An 18,498-nucleotide genomic window follows, 5' to 3' on the forward strand; every position below is an offset into this window, starting at 1 on the left:
GAAGCGCTGGCGCCCTGGCGAGATGCGCTGGCGCTGGTGTGTAGCTGGGCTGCTACATGCCGAGCAGCACTTCCGGTGCGTAGATGGCTACCGGCACATCCCCGCATTGCTGAGTGCACTGGAACGGTCCGCGTCACCGAAAGAAATTGACGCAACAGAGAGAGTTGCCTAAAGTGATGTGGGAGCCGCTAGGAATTTCAACTAACCGAGGGACATGCTCGACGGGACGTCCCCCTGGTAGTGGCAGAAATCGCGGTTGCCGTCCATCAGGACGCCGTACAGGAATTGCTTCATCCACGAGTGGTATGGAAACCGGCATCCAGCGCCTTCGAGGTTCTTCACTACGTATCGACCGCAAGAGCCCCACTTGACCTTCTTGCCGAAGAGCTTCTGGTCGGGGATCTGTGCGTCCCTATTGCCATCCTCGAAGAATTGCTCCTCGTCGAAGACCATACCCACCGCAGCTTGTCCAGACAGACAGACGAGCAACGACACAATTCTCAGTAGATTCAACACGACAGCCTCCCCTATTGTTCGGGATCGAGCTTCCAGATGCTCTGGTCTCCCGAACTTAGGACATAGCCGCCATCGGAAGTCTGTTGGCCGAATTCGAGGCCGGTGCGGGCCTCGAGTGTTTTCGTCCACAGCGTGTCTCCCTGTGAGTTGGTCCTCACGACACGTGCATGGTCCAGATTGTCGAGCGTGATGGTGCCGGAAATGACGAAACCGCCGTCACTGGTCGGCCTAACGCACCGTCCGTCGGATTCTTGGCCATCGGTGAACACCTTCTTCCAGGCAAGGTCGCCGTTCGCATTCGTCTTGAGCAAGACCAAGTTGAACGGCTTGAAGTATCTCAGTATTCCAGCGGCGCGCGCGATGCCCGTCGCAACAAAGCCGCCACCTTGAGCCTCGCAGACGGAGAACATCACTAGCACGTCCGGATAGCCTCGCCTCCAGATCTCATCGCCAAAGGCGTTAGTCTTCAGCAGAACCTCTGAGGCCATGATGTAGCCGCCGTCCGAGGTCTGCCGAACAGGGATGTTGGCATTCCATTGGCCGTAGGACCCATCGTAGCTCTTCCGCCATTCAGCTCTGCCATCCGAGTCCAACTTCAGAACAAAGAGGCTATCGTCCACGGACCATAGCCCGCCTGTGACATATCCGCCATCGGCTGTTTGCTCGACGTTGTAGTTCGTGGCACCCCAGAAGTCCGAGAACAACCACATCTGGTTCCCAGTTGAGTCCAACCTGAACACCGTGACCTTGTCGGAGTCGCCGCTCCCCCCAGCTAGTACGAAGCCTCCGTCCCGGGTTTCGCTCACAGAACACGCATATCCAGTCTTGCCGGCATCAATGCTTCGCTGCCACTCGGTGTTGCCCGAACCGTCTAGCTTGAGCAGATGTACGTCATGCTCACCGCGGCTCGGAGTCACGCTGCCTGCGGCTATGAAACCGCCGTCTCGCGTCTGTACGACCTGGGGAATCCAAGTATCATAGGCTTGGAAAGTCCTCTCCCACTGCACCGGCGGTGGCTCAACGGCCAGAGCCGGACACGCGGCCATGAGCACGGCCGCAACGAGCCAACCTGCACTGCTTCTCACCTTTCCTCCTTTGGCGCGTTCAGCGCCCGGATACGGAGCATGTGCGGACCGGTGTCGAGAAGTCTGAAGCGGCGGGACCCCGCTTTGCCGCTCTCGGCACCCCCTATTGCCCGGATTGTAACTCCTCGTCTTTCGGAGTCAAGCAGAACGGTGAGAACCTGTCAGAGGCGAGTCGGCCACTCCTGCTGTCGGCAAGCCTGAAGAGGGCCACAGGGCAAGCGCTGAGGATTCAGGACTGAGGACAGTAAACCGAACACGGTTGCTGGGGGGCTTTGGTCAGGTCTGATTGCGGAGGTGTGCGCGCGGAGTTCAAGCCGGGTCCGGTTCAGGCGAGACGGGCTGAGAAGAGATGGGCGAGCTAGTTGCGGCGACCGCCAGCGTAGCGGAAGTGACCGATGACCGGCCAGTTGAACAGGCAGTCTTCAAGGTCCGGGCCGCGCATGTTGCGACCGATGTTGTGGACGACCATCGGATTCGTCGCGGTCGATTCCGACTTCCAGACTACCATGCCGATGTGAGTCAGGCCCGGCGCAAGCTGCCAGGCGACGATGTCGCCCGCGCGATAGTCAGCGGCAGAGCTTGAGACGGCGAGCGCCGCATCCTGCCGCCTGAAGAATCTCGTCAGGTTGGGTACGCGGCGGTGGTCAACGCTCGCGTCGGCCCGCGAGATGCCGTAGCTCCGGGGATTCGCGACGATATCCTCGTGGAGGAGCTTCTGCAAGTCCAGGCCAACGCGGCGATAGGCACGGATGATGACGTCCGTGCAAACGCCGATAGTATCGGCCACATCGCCGTTCGGATAGGGAATGTGGTAGTAGGAGGGATCGTACCAGACCCTGTGCTCCAACTGCGCAAGAGCCGCGGCAGCCAGGCGGTCGGAGAAGGTTGACTCAGCCTGCGGCGCTGCTGGCTGAGCCAGCAGAAGCAGGACCAGAGCCAGATGCACGACCAAGTGTACCGATGGTCTTCGCGTGAGCAAGATGCTCCACCTCCCTTCTGTTCCCTCCCCCTTGAGGGGGAGGGAAGGGTGAGGGCGACGCGGGTGAGCCAATGTTGGCACGGATTTCGTGGAGCTCGGTCCGCAGCAAAGCGCTCTTTGACATTCGTCCGCGTCGGGCGAGAATGCTGCCATGGACATCCGCAGCGTCACGCCCACCCTCTGCCGCCTGCTGGGCATCGACCCGCCCGCTGCCTGTAAGGCTCCACCGATAGAGTCCGTGCTTGATGCTTGGAGCTTGAGGCTTGAGGCCGCTCCGCTAGACCGCGTCCTCATCTACGGCGCAGACGCCATTGGCCGTGTCTTCCTTGACAACCATCTTGACCTGAAGAAGCGGCTTGTTGCGGCCTCGGACGTGCAGGTCGAACTGCGGGCGATGATTCCGCCCAAGACCCCGGTCTGCTTCGCTTCGGTGTTCACGGGCGCTCCGCCCGAGGTCCATGGCATCAGGAAGTACGAACGCCCGGTGATCACTTGCGACACGCTATTCGACGCGCTGGCCCGTGCCGGAAAGCGCACGGCCATCGTCGCGGTCAAAGACTGCAGCATGGACATCATCTTCCGCAACCGGGCAATTGACTACTACACCGAAGCGGATGACGCCGCGGTGCTCGATCGCTCCCTGCAACTACTCAAGGACGATCGGTACGACTTCATCGTCTCCTACAACCAGGGATATGACGACGAACTGCACCGGACGAGCCCGGACAGCCCCGAGGCGGTGGCCGCGGCGACCCGACACGTCGAGACATTCATGCGGCTGTGGCAGGCAACCGAAGAGCACTGGGCCACGTACAGCCGCGCGCTCGTGCTCGTCTCAGACCACGGGTCGCACTTCGATGCTGCAAAGGGCAGAGGCGATCACTGCGACGACATTCCCGAGGACATGGATGTCCTGCACTTCTGGCGGCTGCGGCAAGCGGCCCATCCCGATGGCAGCGAGCGCGCGCGCCAGGCTTGGGATGAAGCCGCTGAGACCTGGGAGGACTTCGTCGAGTCGGGCAAGGACTGGTACCGGCATGGGCTGCACGGCCCGGCCCTGATGCGCGCATGCGGCGAAGTGAAGGGTCTCCGCGTCCTCGACCTAGGGTGCGGCCAGGGGTACTTCACACGCCAGCTCGCCCGCGCCGGCGCAGAGGCCTGCGCGGTGGACATCTCGAAGCAGCAGATCGCGAACGCACTGAAGCACGAGCAAGCTGAATCGCAGGGCATTGAATACCGGGTTTCGGATGCGGCCGCCGTCGCCGAACTGTGGCCGGCCGGCAGCTTCGACCTTGTCGTTGCCTGCATGTCACTGCACGACATGCCGGATCCGGGCGCCGCGCTCCAGGCCGCGAGGCGCGCGCTCAAGGACGGCGGCAGATGCGTGTTCTCTGCTTCGCACCCGGTCATGGATGCGCCGCTGCGAGGCTGGGAGCGTGACTCGGCCGGGCGCAAGGTGATGTACCGGCTGGGGCGCTACTTCGACGCTGGGCCGACGGTCTGCCACTGGACCATGAGCCGGCTCAATCGCTATTGGACCACGCCGATTGTGCGGCTCACGATTGAGGGCTGGAGCGAGGCAATCGAGCAGGCCGGATTCCTCATCCGGCGCATCTACGAGCCGCGGCCGACCCTTGAGGATGTCGCGCACGCGCCCCAGCTTGACGACTGCCGCGACTTCCCGTCGTTCCTGGTATTCGATCTCGTGACAAGCAAGGCATGAGGGTTCTCTGTCTCGGCGACAGCCTGACGGAAGGCACGGTCGGGGTCGGGTTCATCCCGTTCCTCGAAGAGATGCTGCAGGGGCATCGGTATGTGAACCTGGGCGTCAACGGAGACACCATAGCCGGGCTCCGTCGTCGGGCCGAGCGACTGCAGGAGCGAGGCGATGCGGCTATCGTCTGGATCGGCACCAACGACGTGATGATGCACCCGGACTGGGTCACCAACAGTGCAGCTGCGGAAGAGGACTACCGGGTGCTGCTGCGGACGGTGGCCGCAAAGGCCGGGGTCACGTTCGCGGTATCGCCGCTGATTGCCGGGGACGACTGCGCGGAGATGTACGACTACTCGCTGGGTCGAGCCGGCGAAATGGTCCGGCGGCTGAGCGACGAAGCCGGCTGTCGACACGTGGACATGCAGGCGTCGTTTGCCTGGCGAAGTGGCCGCGAGTTCACCATCGACGGCGCACACCTGAATGCCGCCGGCGCCCGTTTGGTGGCAGAGATTCTCGCAGAGCATCTTCGCAAGGCCCTGATCTGAGTTCGGGCTCCTGCGCCACGGTACAGGAGCACCAGGAGGCCAGGTGCCGGATTCCGGACCTGCCGGATACCGGGCGCTGCCGATCGCGTAGCGCGACGACCGCGCGCGCGCCCTCCGTGTCCGTCCGGATCCTCGCTGCGCCCTTGTGTCTTGGCAGTGAGTTCCCGTGTCGGTTTCAAGGTACGACACTCCTCCTTGACTGTCTGATGCCCTCTGGTAGATTTTCGCACGCGGGTTCATTGCGAGTGCTGCCGGTATGGATCTCAGTCGCTCCCAGGCAGAGGGGGCGGCACGTGTTCTTCTCGGCTCGAGTTCCGGTGTGAGATCACACAGACATTGTTGCTGCGTTTCCTTTCGGCCAGGAGGCCGCGGTAGGCATCGAGGATCACCCGGGCGGGGCTATGACAGCTGATGACTTCAACCTGGAGTCTCGCTTCCCGACAATGTGGATCGCCTGCGGGGCCCGGATTCTATCGGTACCGGAGGGACGCTCTTGCCCGACCGAAGGGCAGAGGAGGGGGTCTCGGGATCGTGGCACGAATCAGTATCGGCCCGGAAGTACCGGTACTGAGTGAACATGGCAAGACAGGAGGTAGGTGTGCGCCAACAGCGAAGTTCTGGCAGGGTCCCCAAGTGGCCGTTTTCGGTCCTTCTGCTGCTCTCGGTTTTCGGAGCAGGAACCTCCAGAGCCCAAGAGGGACGCGGCACGGCCTTGGTCATCAAAGGGATGGCCCAGTATGAAGACAGCGCCCTCTTCGAGGCCGCCATTGCGACTCTCGATCAAGCTGTGAAATCCCAGCTCAGCTCCCGCGACTCTACACGTGCCCATTTCTACCTGGCCTTCTCCAACTACAAACTGGGGCGGCAGGAGGAAGGGAGCAGGTTCTTAAGGATGATCGCACAGCGGGATCCCGAAGCGAAACTTCCTGTCGGGGCCGAGGAGTTTGCGGAGGAGTTCCAGCGAATCAGGCAGAACCTGAAGGAAGGGATTGTTGTCCCAATTGAACAGCCCCCACCGCCACCTGCCGACACAGCTCCGCCGCCCAGGTCACAGCCGCCGCGTGAGAGCGTCTCCGTGAAGTCCCCGGTATACACGGCACCCCGCCCCGGCAACTATATCATCGGCGCGTCCGCAGGCGCTCTGCTGGGACTGGCGGCATACTCCACTTCGGTGCTGTTCGACAATTTGGCTGCGGACAAGGTCAAGGCATATGGCGGAGCAAGCGATTCGGCTTCTGCTGCCAGGATGAAGGACGAGGCCTTCCGGTATCACTCTCTGGGAAACGTTTTCTACTATTCTTCATATCCTCTGATAGCACTCGGATTCTACGTCGGGCTGAGGATGTCGGAGAGACTCTTCCCCGAAAAGGTCGCTTTCCTGGGAGACGACAGCCCGACTAGAGTCTATTGTTCGTTGGACAAGGACCTGAGCCTCTCCGTGGGGTTGAGGAGGAGCATATGGTGAGATTCGTTGTGACCTTGGTCTGCGGGGCATTGGTCGTCTGCGCCTGCCGGTCTGACCTGGATTTTCCCCCCAGGCTGGTGACCGGTCCGGTTTCGGACACGGCCGGGCTGATTCCGGCGCTTCCAGATTCGGGAGCTGTGCATATCGGCAAGAATGGCTACAGGGCATTTGACCTCGGGGCCATTGTGGCGGACGAAGATGATGCGGATTCAACCATCACGTGGTCGTTGACCCCCGGGCCCGCGTTGGAAGTGAGACTCTACAGCGACACGGCGAGAATAGGACCGGTTCCCAACCAGGTTTGCACGAGCTACGTCGTCTTCACTGCTACAGACCCGGGCGGTCTGAATACCAGCAGGACGTGTCCCATTTCGGTCTTTGAGTTCCTGATTCACCTTGACTCGGTGGTGATGGACCCAAACAGCGTGAGGCAAACGGTGATTGACTATGACTACAGGCCCGACCTGAGAGCCGGGCTCACATGGGACCAACCCGTTTGCGATCCAGCCTGGTTGCCGCAGTGCTCGTTGACGGATTCATCCGGGGCGAAGATCCTCAGGTTGACGACGGGTGATTCAGTTGGCACGACGGGGATCTACCTCAGGGTCAATGACCCGGCCAACCACGTCGATTTCCATCATAGTATCCAGGTGACGATTGAGTAGATGCCGCGGCCTCGGTGTGCCGGAGTTGCCGAAGTGATGAAGGAGCAAGAGTGAAACATCATGTCCTCGCGTGTTTAGTGGCAGTTGCCATGGCGGCAACGCAGCTGGGTGGGCAAAGTGCTGCCAGACCAAAGAACAGCGCCGCGTCTCCAAGAGGGGGAGCGAGCCTGGATGTCCGAATACCTCAGCTCATCGCCTATCAGGGGAAACTCACGGATTCCACGGGCCGGCCGGTCGATGACGGCAGCTACGTCATGATCTTCTCGCTCTCCGCGGATTCGACCGGGAGTTCTTTCTGGCATGAGACTCAGACGGTCGAAACCCAGGGAGGGCTCTTCAGCATATTGCTTGGCAGCAAGGTTCCCATATCCGCCGGCATGCCCCAAGCCGGGTGTTACCTGGGCATCCGGGTTCTCCCTTCTACCCAGGAGTTCCGCCGTCAGAGGATGGTGAGCGTGCCCTTCGCATTCCAGGCGGACAACTCCGACAAACTGCAGGGCAGAGATAGCGCTGCCCTGGACGGCGTGTATGTAAGTCACACCGATACGAACGCCGTTGCATCGGCCTTGATAGCGGATAGCACGATAGCCAGGGTTGATGTCGCCCCCGGCTTCACCGCCCCCTATGCCGATACTGCTGACTATGCCCGGCTGGCTTCCGACAGCGCCAGGGTCGCCGCCAACGCCTATCTGCTGCAGGGCAAGGACACCAGTGCCCTCTGGAACGCGAAGACGCTGCAAGGCAAGGATACTGCGGGTTTCGTCCGGACCGGCCAGCCCGACGCGGTGGCCAGCGCCATGATTGTACCCAATACGATTGTCAGGGCGGACGTGGCCACCAACTTCAAGTCGCCATACGCGGATACCGCGGACTACGCGACCTCAGCCCCGGCTTCGGACAGCGCGCGTGTAGCCGGCAACTCCTACCTGCTGCTTGGCAAGGACACAACCGCCCTCTGGAATGCGAAGAAGCTCCAGGGCAAGGATACGACAGGCTTCGTCCGAGCCGGGCAGGCGAATTCAGTTGCTACCGGGATGATTACTAACGGAGAGGTGCAGACTGCAGACATTGCCGATGCGAATGTGACGACGGTCAAGATTGCGGCCAGTGCGGTTGACTCCGCAAAGATAGCAGACGGTTCGGTGACAGGCGCTGACATAAAGAACGGAACCATCACGACGGCAGACATCGCGGCCAGCGGTGTCATCGCCGGGACATACGGCGACGGATACCATGTTGCCCGGATCACGGTCGACTCCGCCGGCCGCCTGACTTCGGCTTCAGATACGACGATTCTCGGCGCGTCGCCCACCGGTCCGGCTGGAGGCGACCTGACCGGCAACTACCCGAACCCGACGATAGCCGCAGACAAAGTCACGTCGGCCAAGATTCTCGACAATACGGTTGCCGCGGCGGACCTGGCGACAACGGGTGTTGCCGCTGCAACGTACGGCAGCGCGACGCAGGTCGCGCAGGTCACGGTCAACGACAAGGGTCAGGTTACCAGCGCGGGAAACATGACGATCTCGGGTGTGCCTCCGGGCGGCAATGCCGGTGGCGACCTGGCCGGCAGCACGTACCCTAACCCGACAGTCGCCGCGAGCGCGGTGACGTCAGGTAAGATACTCGATGGTACGATTGCGGCGGCCGACATCGGGGCTGGTGCAGTGACGACGACCGGGATTCTGGACGGCACGGTGGCCACGGGCGATATTGCCGACAACGCGGTGGTGACGGTGAAGATCGCCCCCAACATGGTGACCACGGCGAAGATCGAGCGCAACGCGAACACGGGGTATGTGCTCACCTCTACCGGCAGCGGCAGCGATCCGTCATGGCAGGCGGTTCCGGCGGCTCCCGATCACCAGGGTGATGTTACAGGGTCGCACGCTGCAACCGTTATTGCCGCCAACGCGGTCACTTCGGGCAAGATACTCGACGGAACGATCGCGGCGGCGGACCTGGGCCAGATGGGCGCGGCCAGCAATCAGGTCATGAAGTGGAACGGCAGCGCGTGGGCGGCGAGGAACGACAGCGGAACGGTGGTGGGCGTATCCCAGGCCACAGGCGTCATCTGTTCACCAAATCCGATAACGGGCACCGGCACGGTCGCGTTTGACCAGGGCTACGGCGACGGCCGATACGTCAACGAGGCCCAGGGCAGTTCGATCACCAGCTCCATGATCGTACCCAACACGATCGTCAGGGCGAACGTGGCCGCCAACTTCAAGGCACCCTACGCCGACACCGCGGACTACGCGACCTCAGCCCCGGTTTCAGACAGCGCCCGAGTCGCCGGCAACTCCTACCTGCTGCTTGGCAAGGACACAACCGCCCTCTGGAATGCCAAGACGCTGCAGGGCAAGGATACGGCAGCACTCTGGAACGCGAAGGCTTTGCAGGGCAAGGACACTACGGCGCTCTGGAACGCAAAGACACTGCAGGGCAAAGACACCACCGGCTTCGTGCGTACGGGCCAGGCCAACTCGATCACCAGCGGAATGATAACCGACAACAACGTCACTCTGAGCAAGACCGAGCGGGGAACCAACTCAGACTCGGGGAAGGCGATACTATCACAGGGCTCCGGCAGCAACCCTGTCTGGGGATATCCGTCAGCGGTCGGCAACACCTCACCGACGACGATGCAGTCGTTAAGGTTCGGGACGGTCAGCGTCGATTTCCCAAGCACAAGCGGGCCTGCATTCGTCGAGACGACCGCCACCATCACCGGGGCTGCGGTCGGCGACCTGGTCTTTGTGACCAGCACGTCTAGTTTCAATGCCGGCTTCATACTCTGCGCTACCTGTGAGGTGACGAGCGCCAATACCATCAGAGTTCGTGCCTACCTTCCCGGCAGCAGTACTATCGATCCGGATGCCGACAGCATGCGCTACGTTCTGATCAAGCCGTGAGGCACCTACAGGGAGGAGTCATGGGTTACCTTCTTCTCTGCGTCTGCTTGTGGGCAGCCGGTCCGGTTGCATCCCGGCAGGGCTTGTCACGGGTTTCGTCGGACAACCTGGCGGCGGGTGGCCTGGGCTGGTACACCTTCACGTCCGCCGGGGTCCTCTGTGACAAAGCCGGCCCCTATGCTCTTTCGGGCTGCGTTTCCCAGGCTCCAATCCAGACGCTCGGGTCTGACCACGCCGGCCCGTTCTACATCATCGGCGGTTTCTGGAGTTCGGAATTCAGCGCCGGGCTCAACCGCAACCGGGGCGAGGTCCTGGCGGCATCGCACCCGCCCGGAGCTTTCAAGCTGTACCGCAACACCCCGAACCCCTTTCGCGTGACCACGAGGATCGCCTACGACCTTCCGGTCAGGAGCAAGGTCCTCCTCCGTATCTACGACGTGGCCGGCAGGCAGATCACCAGGCTGGCTGACGGCTGGCAGGAAGCCGGGCGGTACAACCTGACCTGGGACGGTAGGGACAAGCGGGGGCGTGCCTGTCCCACCGGCGTCTACTTCTGCTCTCTGAAGACCGAGGACTCCGCCGCCGTGAAGAAGATGCTCATGGCCGAATGATGCTGGAGTAGCTCTGCACGCGGTGCCGTGCGCGGGCGGGTTTCCCGCCCGCGAGCATTCAGCGAGCCTGAAACGGAATCGACGGATTCGAGACGCGCGCGGTTACTGCGTCGAGTTCGCGGCGCAGGTCCGCCGTATCTGAAGCGGTGAGAGTCGAGTCCGCGCCGGAGGCGAAGCCGGCCAGTGCCTCTCGGATGGCCAGCACTCGGTAGCGGCCGGGGAGTCGTTCGCTCTTGTAGATATAGGTCGGCGTGAAACCCGCGTCAACGATCCGCGTTCCGGATTTGTCCCGGGCGAGTTGCACATCCACAATCAGGCCGGTGCGGGTGTTCGGGTAACTCTGCCCGCAGTAGAAGTTGCCGAGGCTGTAGGTCAGGACCGGCATCCTGAACGGCGCGCTGTCCGGGCGGACTCCTTCCACCATTCCGGCCGGCTCGACTACGTGCGGGTGGGAAGAGACGACGAGGTCGACGCCAAGGCCGGCAAGGAAGCGGGCGGTGCGAACCTGCTCGCTGGTCGGAGTCAGGCGGTACTCCTCGCCCTGGTGCAGCATCACGATGGTGAAGTCGACCTTGAGGCTCTCGGCCCGGCGAACGTCCTCTGCCATTCTCGCCGTATCGATAAGACTGACCATCCAACGCTCTGGTACCGGCAGGCCATTCGTGCCGTACGTATAGGACAGAAGTGCGATGCGCAGGCCGTTCTTCTCGAGAACCAACGGTCGTCCGGCTGCGGCCGGCGACGAGAATTCACCTGCATGGAGCAGCCCCAGGCTGTCGAGCAGGCGGATGCGCTCAGCCAGGCCCTTTCTACCGCCGTCCATGATGTGGTTGGTGGCAAGACAGATGTCGAACCCGGCGCGCTTCAGCGTGTGGAGCAGGCTGGCGGGCGAGCGGAAAAGCGGGTAGCCGCGATAGGGCGGTGTATTCGAGAACTCCCCGCCCAACCAGCAGACCGCGAAGTCCGCGGAGTCGAGCCGGGATTTGACCTGCGAGAAGACCGGGTCGAAGTTGAATTCCTGCGTGCCTTCGTCCCGCGCCGCGGCGATGTTCTGACTGTGCAGGAAGACGTCCCCGCAGAACGCGAAGGTGACGGAGTTCGTGCCCGGCGCAGCCGCGCCCGCGCCGCAGCCGCCGACAGTCGGCAGGAGGACGAGGAATAGCACAGGCAGCACTGTCGCTCGGGGCTGATTCAATGCCAGGCATCGTACCCCGAGTGGGTGTCCTCGTCAAGACAACCGGAGCACAAAGCGCGTCGGACGCGCAAGTCAGAGGTCAAAAGGCAGAAGCCAAGAGGCAAGACACCCAAGACTGCTGCGAACTTGGCGATCTCAGGACAGAGGCGGCGAAAGGCAAGCGACGAAGCTGGAAGTGCGAATCCTGCACTGTTACACAGGGACCGCAGAGGACAATGAAGCTCGAATACCGGGAAATGACGAATTGCAGCATTCGGGTTTCAACCGTCATTGGCCGCAACGGCCCCTGTCCTACAGCACGTGCTTCGGACTTCGGGCTTGCGCGTCGGGTCTCGGCCACAATCTTGAATCGGCTGCGGATTCTGGTAGATTGTGGCCGCAAGGGCCCGTAGCTCAGTTGGTCAGAGCAGCTGACTCATAATCAGCTGGTCGTCCGTTCGACCCGGACCGGGCCCATTCCACTGCAGATTCAAGATTGTGGATTCTGGATTCCTAGCATGAGCGGCCGGGGAAGGCAGCTTTCCCCGGCCGCTTCTGGACTTCGCCGCTCGCTGTCAGCTCTCCCAGGGCTCCATCGCCGGCCATTGTCATTTACACTTCTGACTTTGGCCTTGCGCCCTCGCCCCGGGCGAGGCGCTCTACGGCGCTACCGGCGCGACGACGTTGAAGACGTCGGTGCGGATGGCCTGCAGCACGGCCTCGGTCAGGCCGCGCGCCTTCCACTTGGCAATCAGAACCGCCGCTTCCTTCGCGAGCGACTCACCGGAGATGTCCGAACGGCTCAGCTTCCACATCTCACGTCCGAAGCACAGGTAGAACGGGTACTGGATGGTCGGCACTCCGGCTCCATCACAGACCTGCTTGACCTGCAGCTCCATGGCCGCGATCAGGGGCATGACTGCGCTCACGTTCTGGAGCATCGTCGGTCGCTTCTCGGTCAGGATCGCGTTGACGCGCTCGAGATTGTACTTCTCGTTCCAGTTGGCGATTCGCTTGGTGGGGTCGATTGGCATGTTAGTCACCTCCTTTCGGCAACGAGATTGGCATCCTTACCATGGCGGATGCCGGTTGCGGCCTCGGTCCGGGCCAGGCGTGGCCTTCGCCTGCTGCCGGCCCTTCCTGAGGCAAATCGTGAATCTGAAGTCTGCAATCTACAATCTGACATGGGCCCGCTGCCTGTCCTCGCCCAGGGTTAGTCATTAGTAATTGGTGATTCGTCATTGTCTTGTCCCAATGTCGGCTATGAGCTGTCTCACCACGTATCCCGTATCGCTCCCCTCGACAAAGTCCTGATACTGCCAGAGAAGTTCAGCCAGAGCGGCTTCCATCAGCCTGCGGCGCAAGCTCTGAAGCTGCTTCTCCTGACAGGCCAGCAACGCCAGCGCCCTGCGTCCCCTCGTCGTCCTCGGGACGAGGCTTTCCGCCCTCCGATTCAGCTCGAGCATCTCATCCACTCGGTCTGCCTCGGCAGCGAGGTGGGCCGCTGTCATTGTTGCTTGGTCTTTGTTATGTGTCATCACTGGTATTAGAGAAGATGGACGTGCCGAACGTAACACACTTCACTCGCTGCACGAAAACCGGTTCAGTCCCGGTTCTCGCTAGAAAGGGAAGAGGCCCGGTTGCCCGGGCCTCTTGGTTCAGAAGTAGGCTACTTCTTCCGCTTGCGGGGTTTGCTCTTGCGCGTCGACTTCTGCGCCTGAGGTCCGTTGGCGTGCTTCTTTCGGTGTGCCCGGGCCGGCGCTACCTCTTCGATGGTGTCGAGCACGACCACCTCGCGTTCACAGACACGCCGTGACGTCGGCTGGACGTGGTCGGTCCGGCTTGTACGCCGTCCTGCCATGCCCTGTCCGAGCACGATCCTGTGTGCGTGTTCCGACCGCTCGATCACGCTCAGCAGCTTTGCCAGGAGCGAGTCGAATGCTTCCTTCTCGTCGGTGCCGTCAACTACCAGCACGACCTCTTCTCCCGGCTCCGGCCCCAGGGTCATGACCTCGATGTCGTCCTTGCCGTTGGCTGTCTCGCCGCTGGTGCTGAGTGTCACCCCGGAGGCGAACCGACGGGCCGCCAGCGCGAAGGCGATTGCGGCTTCCGCGCTCCAGCCTTCGACTGCGACCGCAACTCTCGTCATGCCTTCCTCCCGTCGCGCTTCTCCTTCAGCACCGCTCGGCCGCGCATCACGTGTCCGCGGACGTTCGCTTCGCTCGTGCCGAGCACCTGTGCTATCTCGCCGAACGAGAACCCGGCGAGAATGTGCTGGAACACCTCTCGCGTCTGCGGTGGCAGCAGCTCGTGGATGTCCTTTGCCACCTCACGCAACCGCTCGCGCGCCTCATGGTCCTTCTCCGGCGTGTGCTGCCTGCCGGTGAACACCGACTGCTCGATCTGGTCCAGCCAGCCGGTTTCATTCGGTCGGGAAGCATCCGGCTCATCCGGGTCGGCGGAGTCAGCGGTTGTTTCCGACTCGAAATCGACCTCTCGTCGGGCAGCCACTGCCCTCGTTCGCTGCTCCCTCAGCAGCCGGTTCTTGAAGATGCAGTAGAGCCAGGTGAAGAACGTGGACTGGCCTCTGAACGTGCCGATGTTGTTGAAGGCATCTGCAAGCGAGTCCTCGACCACGCGCCGGGCGCGTTCGAGGCTGTGCAGTGCCTGGGCGGCGTGATCCAGAAGCCCGCCGCGGTACTTCCTATCAAGCTCTTCAGCCGCCGTGTGGCCGGCCAGCATTCGGGTAACGGATTTTCCGTCCGGGTCCCCGGGCCGGCAAGGCCCTCGCGGCTTCTCAGTTTCGCTTTCGATCACTTGCTCCTCCTTTAGGCTAGTCATCTCCGATCTCATGTCAAACGATCACCTTTTCCCGGATTCCGAGGCTATGGCCACGAAGTCACGAAAGAGGATGAAACGGGCCTTTAGAACCGCCGATACACGCCGACCAGCGCCGAATGGGTATTCTGGGTCCGAGACCATATCTGCGTTGGCCCCAGTGGCCCCTGTCCGACAGCGCATCTGCAGTCCAATTCTGTCCGGCTCCGTCGATCTCGTATTCGTTTCGTGTCCTTCGTGCTTTCGTGGCTTTGGCTTCGGTTCCGGCCCCTGCCCGTGGCAGAGGGGAAGTAGAGCGACCACGAAGGCACGAAGTGTTCTACAGCAGGCTGTTTGTTGGCCGGACCGCGGCCCGGCTCCTCGCCTGTTGCGTCCTCGTGCCCCCGTGGCCGCATTCATGCTTGTTCCTCCTTTCAATTTGTACCTGTCAACACTCTCAGGCCAGGTCTCGCCCGAGAATCTCACTGACTCGTGGTGGGCATCTTCGTCGGCGACTCAGACTCCACCAAGCTGACTTCAGGTCTCCGGTCGATCCGGACTCTCAATCTGTGTCCATCTGCGTTCATCTGTGGTTCACCTTCCGCTTCCGGGCTCCTCCAGCGACTCGACCAGCTTGACAACCGCGCATTTCACCTTGTCCAGGATAGCCGGGTCCAGCCCGCGCGCCTGCCACTTAAGCCGGACGAAGCCGCACTCCACATCCCGGACCGAAGAAGGCACATTGCGCCAAACCCGGTACACCTGGCGGCCGAAGTCCATGTACCAGACCTTCATGATCCGTGGAACGCCGGCTACGTCTGTGACCTCGCCAACGCACTTCTCGACCTGGCAGAGTATCACGGTCTGGGCCTTGTAGCGCTCGCGCATCGACTCGGCCTTGTCCGCCAGGATCGCGGCAATGCGGTCCGGATTGTACTTCGTCTTCCAGCGTTCAATCCTGCGCCTGCTTCGCTCCGCCGCTCGTTCCTCGACGGTCGAGCTCGTCACTGACTTGTGTCCCAGGCCGCCTTCGGACGGTGGGTCATTCGTCATTCGGTCTTCGGGCTTCGAGTTTGTGTTCTTCATATTGGCCTCACTGGTATTAGAGAAACCACAACCCCAAAACGTAACATACAACCTCGTTGTTTCGTACATCGTCCATCGCTCATCGTCGGTCATTGCCGCTAAGTCATTCTCCTTCCGTCCCTTCCGCACTTCTGACTTCTAGCATCTGACATCTGACTTCTGACTTCGCCTGTCCTCAGAAACCATCCCCTGGGCGGTAGGGGTAGCTCCTGCACCCGGAGCGGCCTCTGGAGCAGCCCTCGCTCCGGGCTTCGCAGCAGTAGTTGCAGTACCGCAAGGAACGACTACCGCTCTACCCTTCGGAGCCGCATCCGGTGCGGCTCTCGCTACAGCCGCTGCTCATCCGGTCGCTCCAGCACCCGCAACAGGTGCGAGTCCTCCACCTTGTGAAGCCCTCGCTTCACCACCCGCTCCAGCCTCCGCTCCGGCTACCACAACAGCCACCGCATCAGCGCCCGCTCCGGCACCCGCAACAGCCCACAGAATAGCTGCCGCCCCAGCCATCATTCCTCCGTCCGGAACAGCCACCGCAACAGCGACCGCATCGGGGCCTGGCTGGCTGCACCGACTGACACCGGGACCATTCCACACCGCAGCTTGACTTTGGCAGGCTTTCCGGCTATAACCTCGTCGTGTCTGGCGGATTCCTGGTTCGATGGGACTGAGCGAAGCTGACGCGAGAATCGTGATTGACCGCCTGCTGCGCGAGGCAGGCTGGGACCCCGAAGACAAGTCGCAGGTCAAGACTGAACGGCCGGCGGCGAGGAGTGCGGCGTTCGTGGCTGAAGGCAAGGACGGCCGCGAGTTCATCACCGGCGACAACGCGTCCTCAGGCCGCTCCGATTACGTGCTCTACGACAGCCGAGGTCGACCCCTGGCAGTAATCGAAGCCAAGTCAGCAGACATCAACCCCTACACGGCGAAGCAGCAAGCTCGCGAGTACGCCGAGTCTATCAACGCGCCGTTCATCTTCCTGTCCAACGGCGAACTCACCTACTTCTGGGACTACAAGTACGCTGACGCCGAACTGGTCGCGTCCCTCTACTCGCGCCGCGACCTCGAACGCCTGCGCCACCTGCGCTCTGAAGCCAAGCCGCTCGCGACAATCCCTATCCCCAAGTTCTACGTGCGCCTCGGTGAGCAGCGCGAAGTCCGCGACTACCAGCGGAACGCGATGCGCGCGCTTGACCACGCCATCGAGATGGACAAACGGCGCTTCCTCATCGAACTACCCACCGGCACCGGCAAGACCGATATCGTCTGCCTGTATCTCAAACGCCTGTTCCAGGCCGAACGGGCCGAGCGCATCCTCTTTCTCGTCGACCGTGAAGAACTGGCCAAGCAGGCTATCGCCGCGATTCAAGACATTCTAAACCAGTACTCAAGCTACTGGCTCAGGGCCGGCATGGTCACTCAGGAACAGCAGATCACGGTCTGTCTCCTCCAGACGATGATCAACCGCCACCAGGAGTTCTCCAGTGGCTACTTCGACGTCGTGATCGCCGACGAGTGCCATCGTTCCATCTATGGCTCCTGGCAGGCCGCGCTGACCCACTTCAACGCTTTCCATGTCGGTCTGACCGCGACGCCCGCGCCCTACATCGAGCGGAACACGTACCTGTTCTACGGATGTCAGGAAGGCAAGCCGGACTTCACGTTGCCAATCCAGAAGGCCTTCCATGACGGACACCTCGTGCCCTACAAGTTCGCCAAGGGCATCACCAAGATCATCGCCGAAGGCGCGGACGTGGACGATGAACATTACGACCCGGCCGAGTTCGAGCGCAAGTGGACCAACGAAGACTCAAACCGCAAGATGATGGCCGAGTTCGACGCCATCGCCTGCCGAGACTACCTTGACCTCGCGCCGGGCCAGAAGACCTGCCCCGGCAAAGCGGTTGTCTTCGCCATCTCCAAGCACCATGCGGCTCGGCTGTGCCATTACCTCAACGCTCTGCATCCAGAACAGCATGGCAACTACGCCGAAGTCATAACCTCGGATGTAGCCGGAGTCGACGCAGTCATGAGCCGGTTCAAGCTCGAAGTCTACCCGCAGGTCGCGGTCAGCGTGGACATGCTCACCACCGGCTTTGACCTGCGCGAGCTGCTGCACCTGGTCGTGTGCCGCCGAATCCGCAGCCCCATCCTGTATCAGCAGATACGTGGACGGGGCACGCGCACCGCACCGCACATCGGCAAGCGCGGTTTCGTCATCTACGACTTCTTCGGCAACCATGAATACTTCAACGATACGGAGACCAACGTCTTCACCGGCCAGGGCGGCTGGGGCGGTCAACGAGAACGTGGGCCGTGGAAGCCGCCGCGCGACCTGGTCGATCTGGGACTGCAGGATGAATGGCTCTACGCCGTCGCCTACGTCGAAGTCGGGCCGGAAGGTGAGCGGGTGGATAAGCACGAGTACCTGTCCCAGTGGGAGGAACTCGTCCGTCAGGTACTCAAGGACGACCCGGTCATCAGGAAGATCCGCTCCGGCAAGCCCCTGACGTCCAAGGAAGAAGACGCTTTGGTCCAGCGCCTCAACCAGCCCGACATGTTCTTCAACGAGGACAACCTGCGCCGTGCCTACCGCAGCCCGGGCGGCAATATCATCGAGTTCGTCCGCGCTGCCCTGGGAATGACGAAAGTGAAGTCCCGCGAAGAAGAGATTAACGAGAACTTCCAGGCGTGGCTTGTCGTCCGGGCATTCAAGCCCGAGCAGGCTCAGTATCTTGCGATGCTCAAAAGCCGTGGCGTGGCGCGGGGAAAGCTGGAACTGGACGACCTGTTCAAGCCACCGCTGGAGCACGTCCAGGCGGCAGAGTGTGGCGTCGCCCTGTTCGGCGAGGACGGACTGAAGGCCATCGTAGTCGAGATGAACGAAACCGTATTCGTTAGGCAGACCGCGTGAGGTTGAACAAGAACG

16 protein-coding genes and 1 tRNA gene are annotated in these 18,498 nt (G+C 61.9%); 8 read left to right on the top strand and 9 right to left on the bottom strand.

Translation table 11 applies throughout. The annotated features are described in order from the left end of the window. Positions 1-201 precede the first annotated feature (201 nt). The 3 genes from FJY68_07655 to FJY68_07665 form a co-directional block, all read right to left on the bottom strand. Complete coding sequence (locus tag FJY68_07655; GenBank protein MBM3331708.1) at positions 202-513, bottom strand: hypothetical protein; 312 nt, start codon at positions 511-513, stop codon at positions 202-204. A gap of 14 nt (positions 514-527) precedes the next feature. After that, entirely contained in the window at positions 528-1,601 is a 1,074-nt protein-coding gene (locus FJY68_07660; protein ID MBM3331709.1) for a hypothetical protein, read from the bottom strand. 358 nt (positions 1,602-1,959) lie between these two features. Beyond that, entirely contained in the window at positions 1,960-2,733 is a 774-nt protein-coding gene (locus tag FJY68_07665) for a DUF1287 domain-containing protein (protein ID MBM3331710.1), read from the bottom strand. Here FJY68_07665 and FJY68_07670 point away from each other — a divergent pair. The 6 genes from FJY68_07670 (at position 2,732) to FJY68_07695 (ending at position 10,498) form a co-directional block, all read left to right on the top strand. After that, positions 2,732-4,303, top strand: a complete 1,572-nt coding sequence (locus FJY68_07670; GenBank protein MBM3331711.1) for a methyltransferase domain-containing protein — start codon at positions 2,732-2,734, stop codon at positions 4,301-4,303. The two genes, FJY68_07665 and FJY68_07670, sit on opposite strands and share 2 nt — an antisense overlap. Next, positions 4,300-4,842, top strand: a complete 543-nt coding sequence (locus FJY68_07675; protein ID MBM3331712.1) for a hypothetical protein — start codon at positions 4,300-4,302, stop codon at positions 4,840-4,842. Before FJY68_07670 ends, FJY68_07675 begins: the two co-directional genes overlap by 4 nt. Before the next feature lie 598 nt (positions 4,843-5,440). Next, a complete protein-coding gene (locus tag FJY68_07680; protein MBM3331713.1) occupies positions 5,441-6,307 on the top strand; it encodes a hypothetical protein in 867 nt (288 codons plus the stop codon). Further along, a complete protein-coding gene (locus FJY68_07685) occupies positions 6,301-6,972 on the top strand; it encodes a hypothetical protein (protein MBM3331714.1) in 672 nt (223 codons plus the stop codon). The genes FJY68_07680 and FJY68_07685 overlap by 7 nt, the downstream gene beginning before the upstream one ends. Before the next feature lie 50 nt (positions 6,973-7,022). Further along, positions 7,023-9,887, top strand: coding sequence for a hypothetical protein (locus FJY68_07690; protein MBM3331715.1), 2,865 nt, complete (start codon positions 7,023-7,025; stop codon positions 9,885-9,887). A 20-nt stretch (positions 9,888-9,907) separates the two neighbouring features. After that, entirely contained in the window at positions 9,908-10,498 is a 591-nt protein-coding gene (locus FJY68_07695) for a T9SS type A sorting domain-containing protein (GenBank protein MBM3331716.1), read from the top strand. Positions 10,499-10,556: 58 nt separating this feature from the next. Here FJY68_07695 and FJY68_07700 read toward each other — a convergent pair whose 3' ends face one another. Next, the gene (locus FJY68_07700; GenBank protein MBM3331717.1) at positions 10,557-11,699 is read right to left on the bottom strand and encodes a CapA family protein; all 1,143 of its coding nucleotides are present in this window, start codon (positions 11,697-11,699) and stop codon (positions 10,557-10,559) included. Between the two features lie 376 nt (positions 11,700-12,075). On the opposite strand from FJY68_07700, the gene FJY68_07705 reads away from it, so the two are divergent. After that, positions 12,076-12,149: transfer RNA gene (locus FJY68_07705), tRNA-Met, on the top strand. A gap of 182 nt (positions 12,150-12,331) precedes the next feature. Here FJY68_07705 and FJY68_07710 read toward each other — a convergent pair. The 5 genes from FJY68_07710 to FJY68_07730 all read right to left on the bottom strand — a co-directional run bounded on the left by FJY68_07710 (position 12,332) and on the right by FJY68_07730 (position 15,575). Continuing rightward, positions 12,332-12,706 (bottom strand): hypothetical protein, encoded by a 375-nt coding sequence (locus tag FJY68_07710; protein ID MBM3331718.1) that lies wholly within the window; start codon positions 12,704-12,706, stop codon positions 12,332-12,334. Between the two features lie 204 nt (positions 12,707-12,910). After that, positions 12,911-13,147, bottom strand: a complete 237-nt coding sequence (locus FJY68_07715; GenBank protein ID MBM3331719.1) for a hypothetical protein — start codon at positions 13,145-13,147, stop codon at positions 12,911-12,913. Between the two features lie 194 nt (positions 13,148-13,341). Further along, positions 13,342-13,821 (bottom strand): HPr family phosphocarrier protein, encoded by a 480-nt coding sequence (locus FJY68_07720; GenBank protein ID MBM3331720.1) that lies wholly within the window; start codon positions 13,819-13,821, stop codon positions 13,342-13,344. Beyond that, positions 13,818-14,525 (bottom strand): sigma-70 family RNA polymerase sigma factor, encoded by a 708-nt coding sequence (locus tag FJY68_07725; GenBank protein ID MBM3331721.1) that lies wholly within the window; start codon positions 14,523-14,525, stop codon positions 13,818-13,820. The genes FJY68_07720 and FJY68_07725 overlap by 4 nt, the downstream gene beginning before the upstream one ends. Positions 14,526-15,083: 558 nt before the next feature. Further along, the gene (locus FJY68_07730; GenBank protein MBM3331722.1) at positions 15,084-15,575 is read right to left on the bottom strand and encodes a hypothetical protein; all 492 of its coding nucleotides are present in this window, start codon (positions 15,573-15,575) and stop codon (positions 15,084-15,086) included. Positions 15,576-16,230: 655 nt separating this feature from the next. Between FJY68_07730 and FJY68_07735 the strand changes: the two genes are divergently transcribed. After that, positions 16,231-18,483, top strand: a complete 2,253-nt coding sequence (locus FJY68_07735; protein ID MBM3331723.1) for a DEAD/DEAH box helicase — start codon at positions 16,231-16,233, stop codon at positions 18,481-18,483. The last annotated feature ends 15 nt before the right edge of the window (positions 18,484-18,498 follow it).

The sequence above is a fragment of the candidate division WOR-3 bacterium genome (assembly GCA_016867815.1).
Lineage (GTDB): Bacteria > Hydrothermota > Tepidihabitantia > Tepidihabitantales > Tepidihabitantaceae > UBA2258.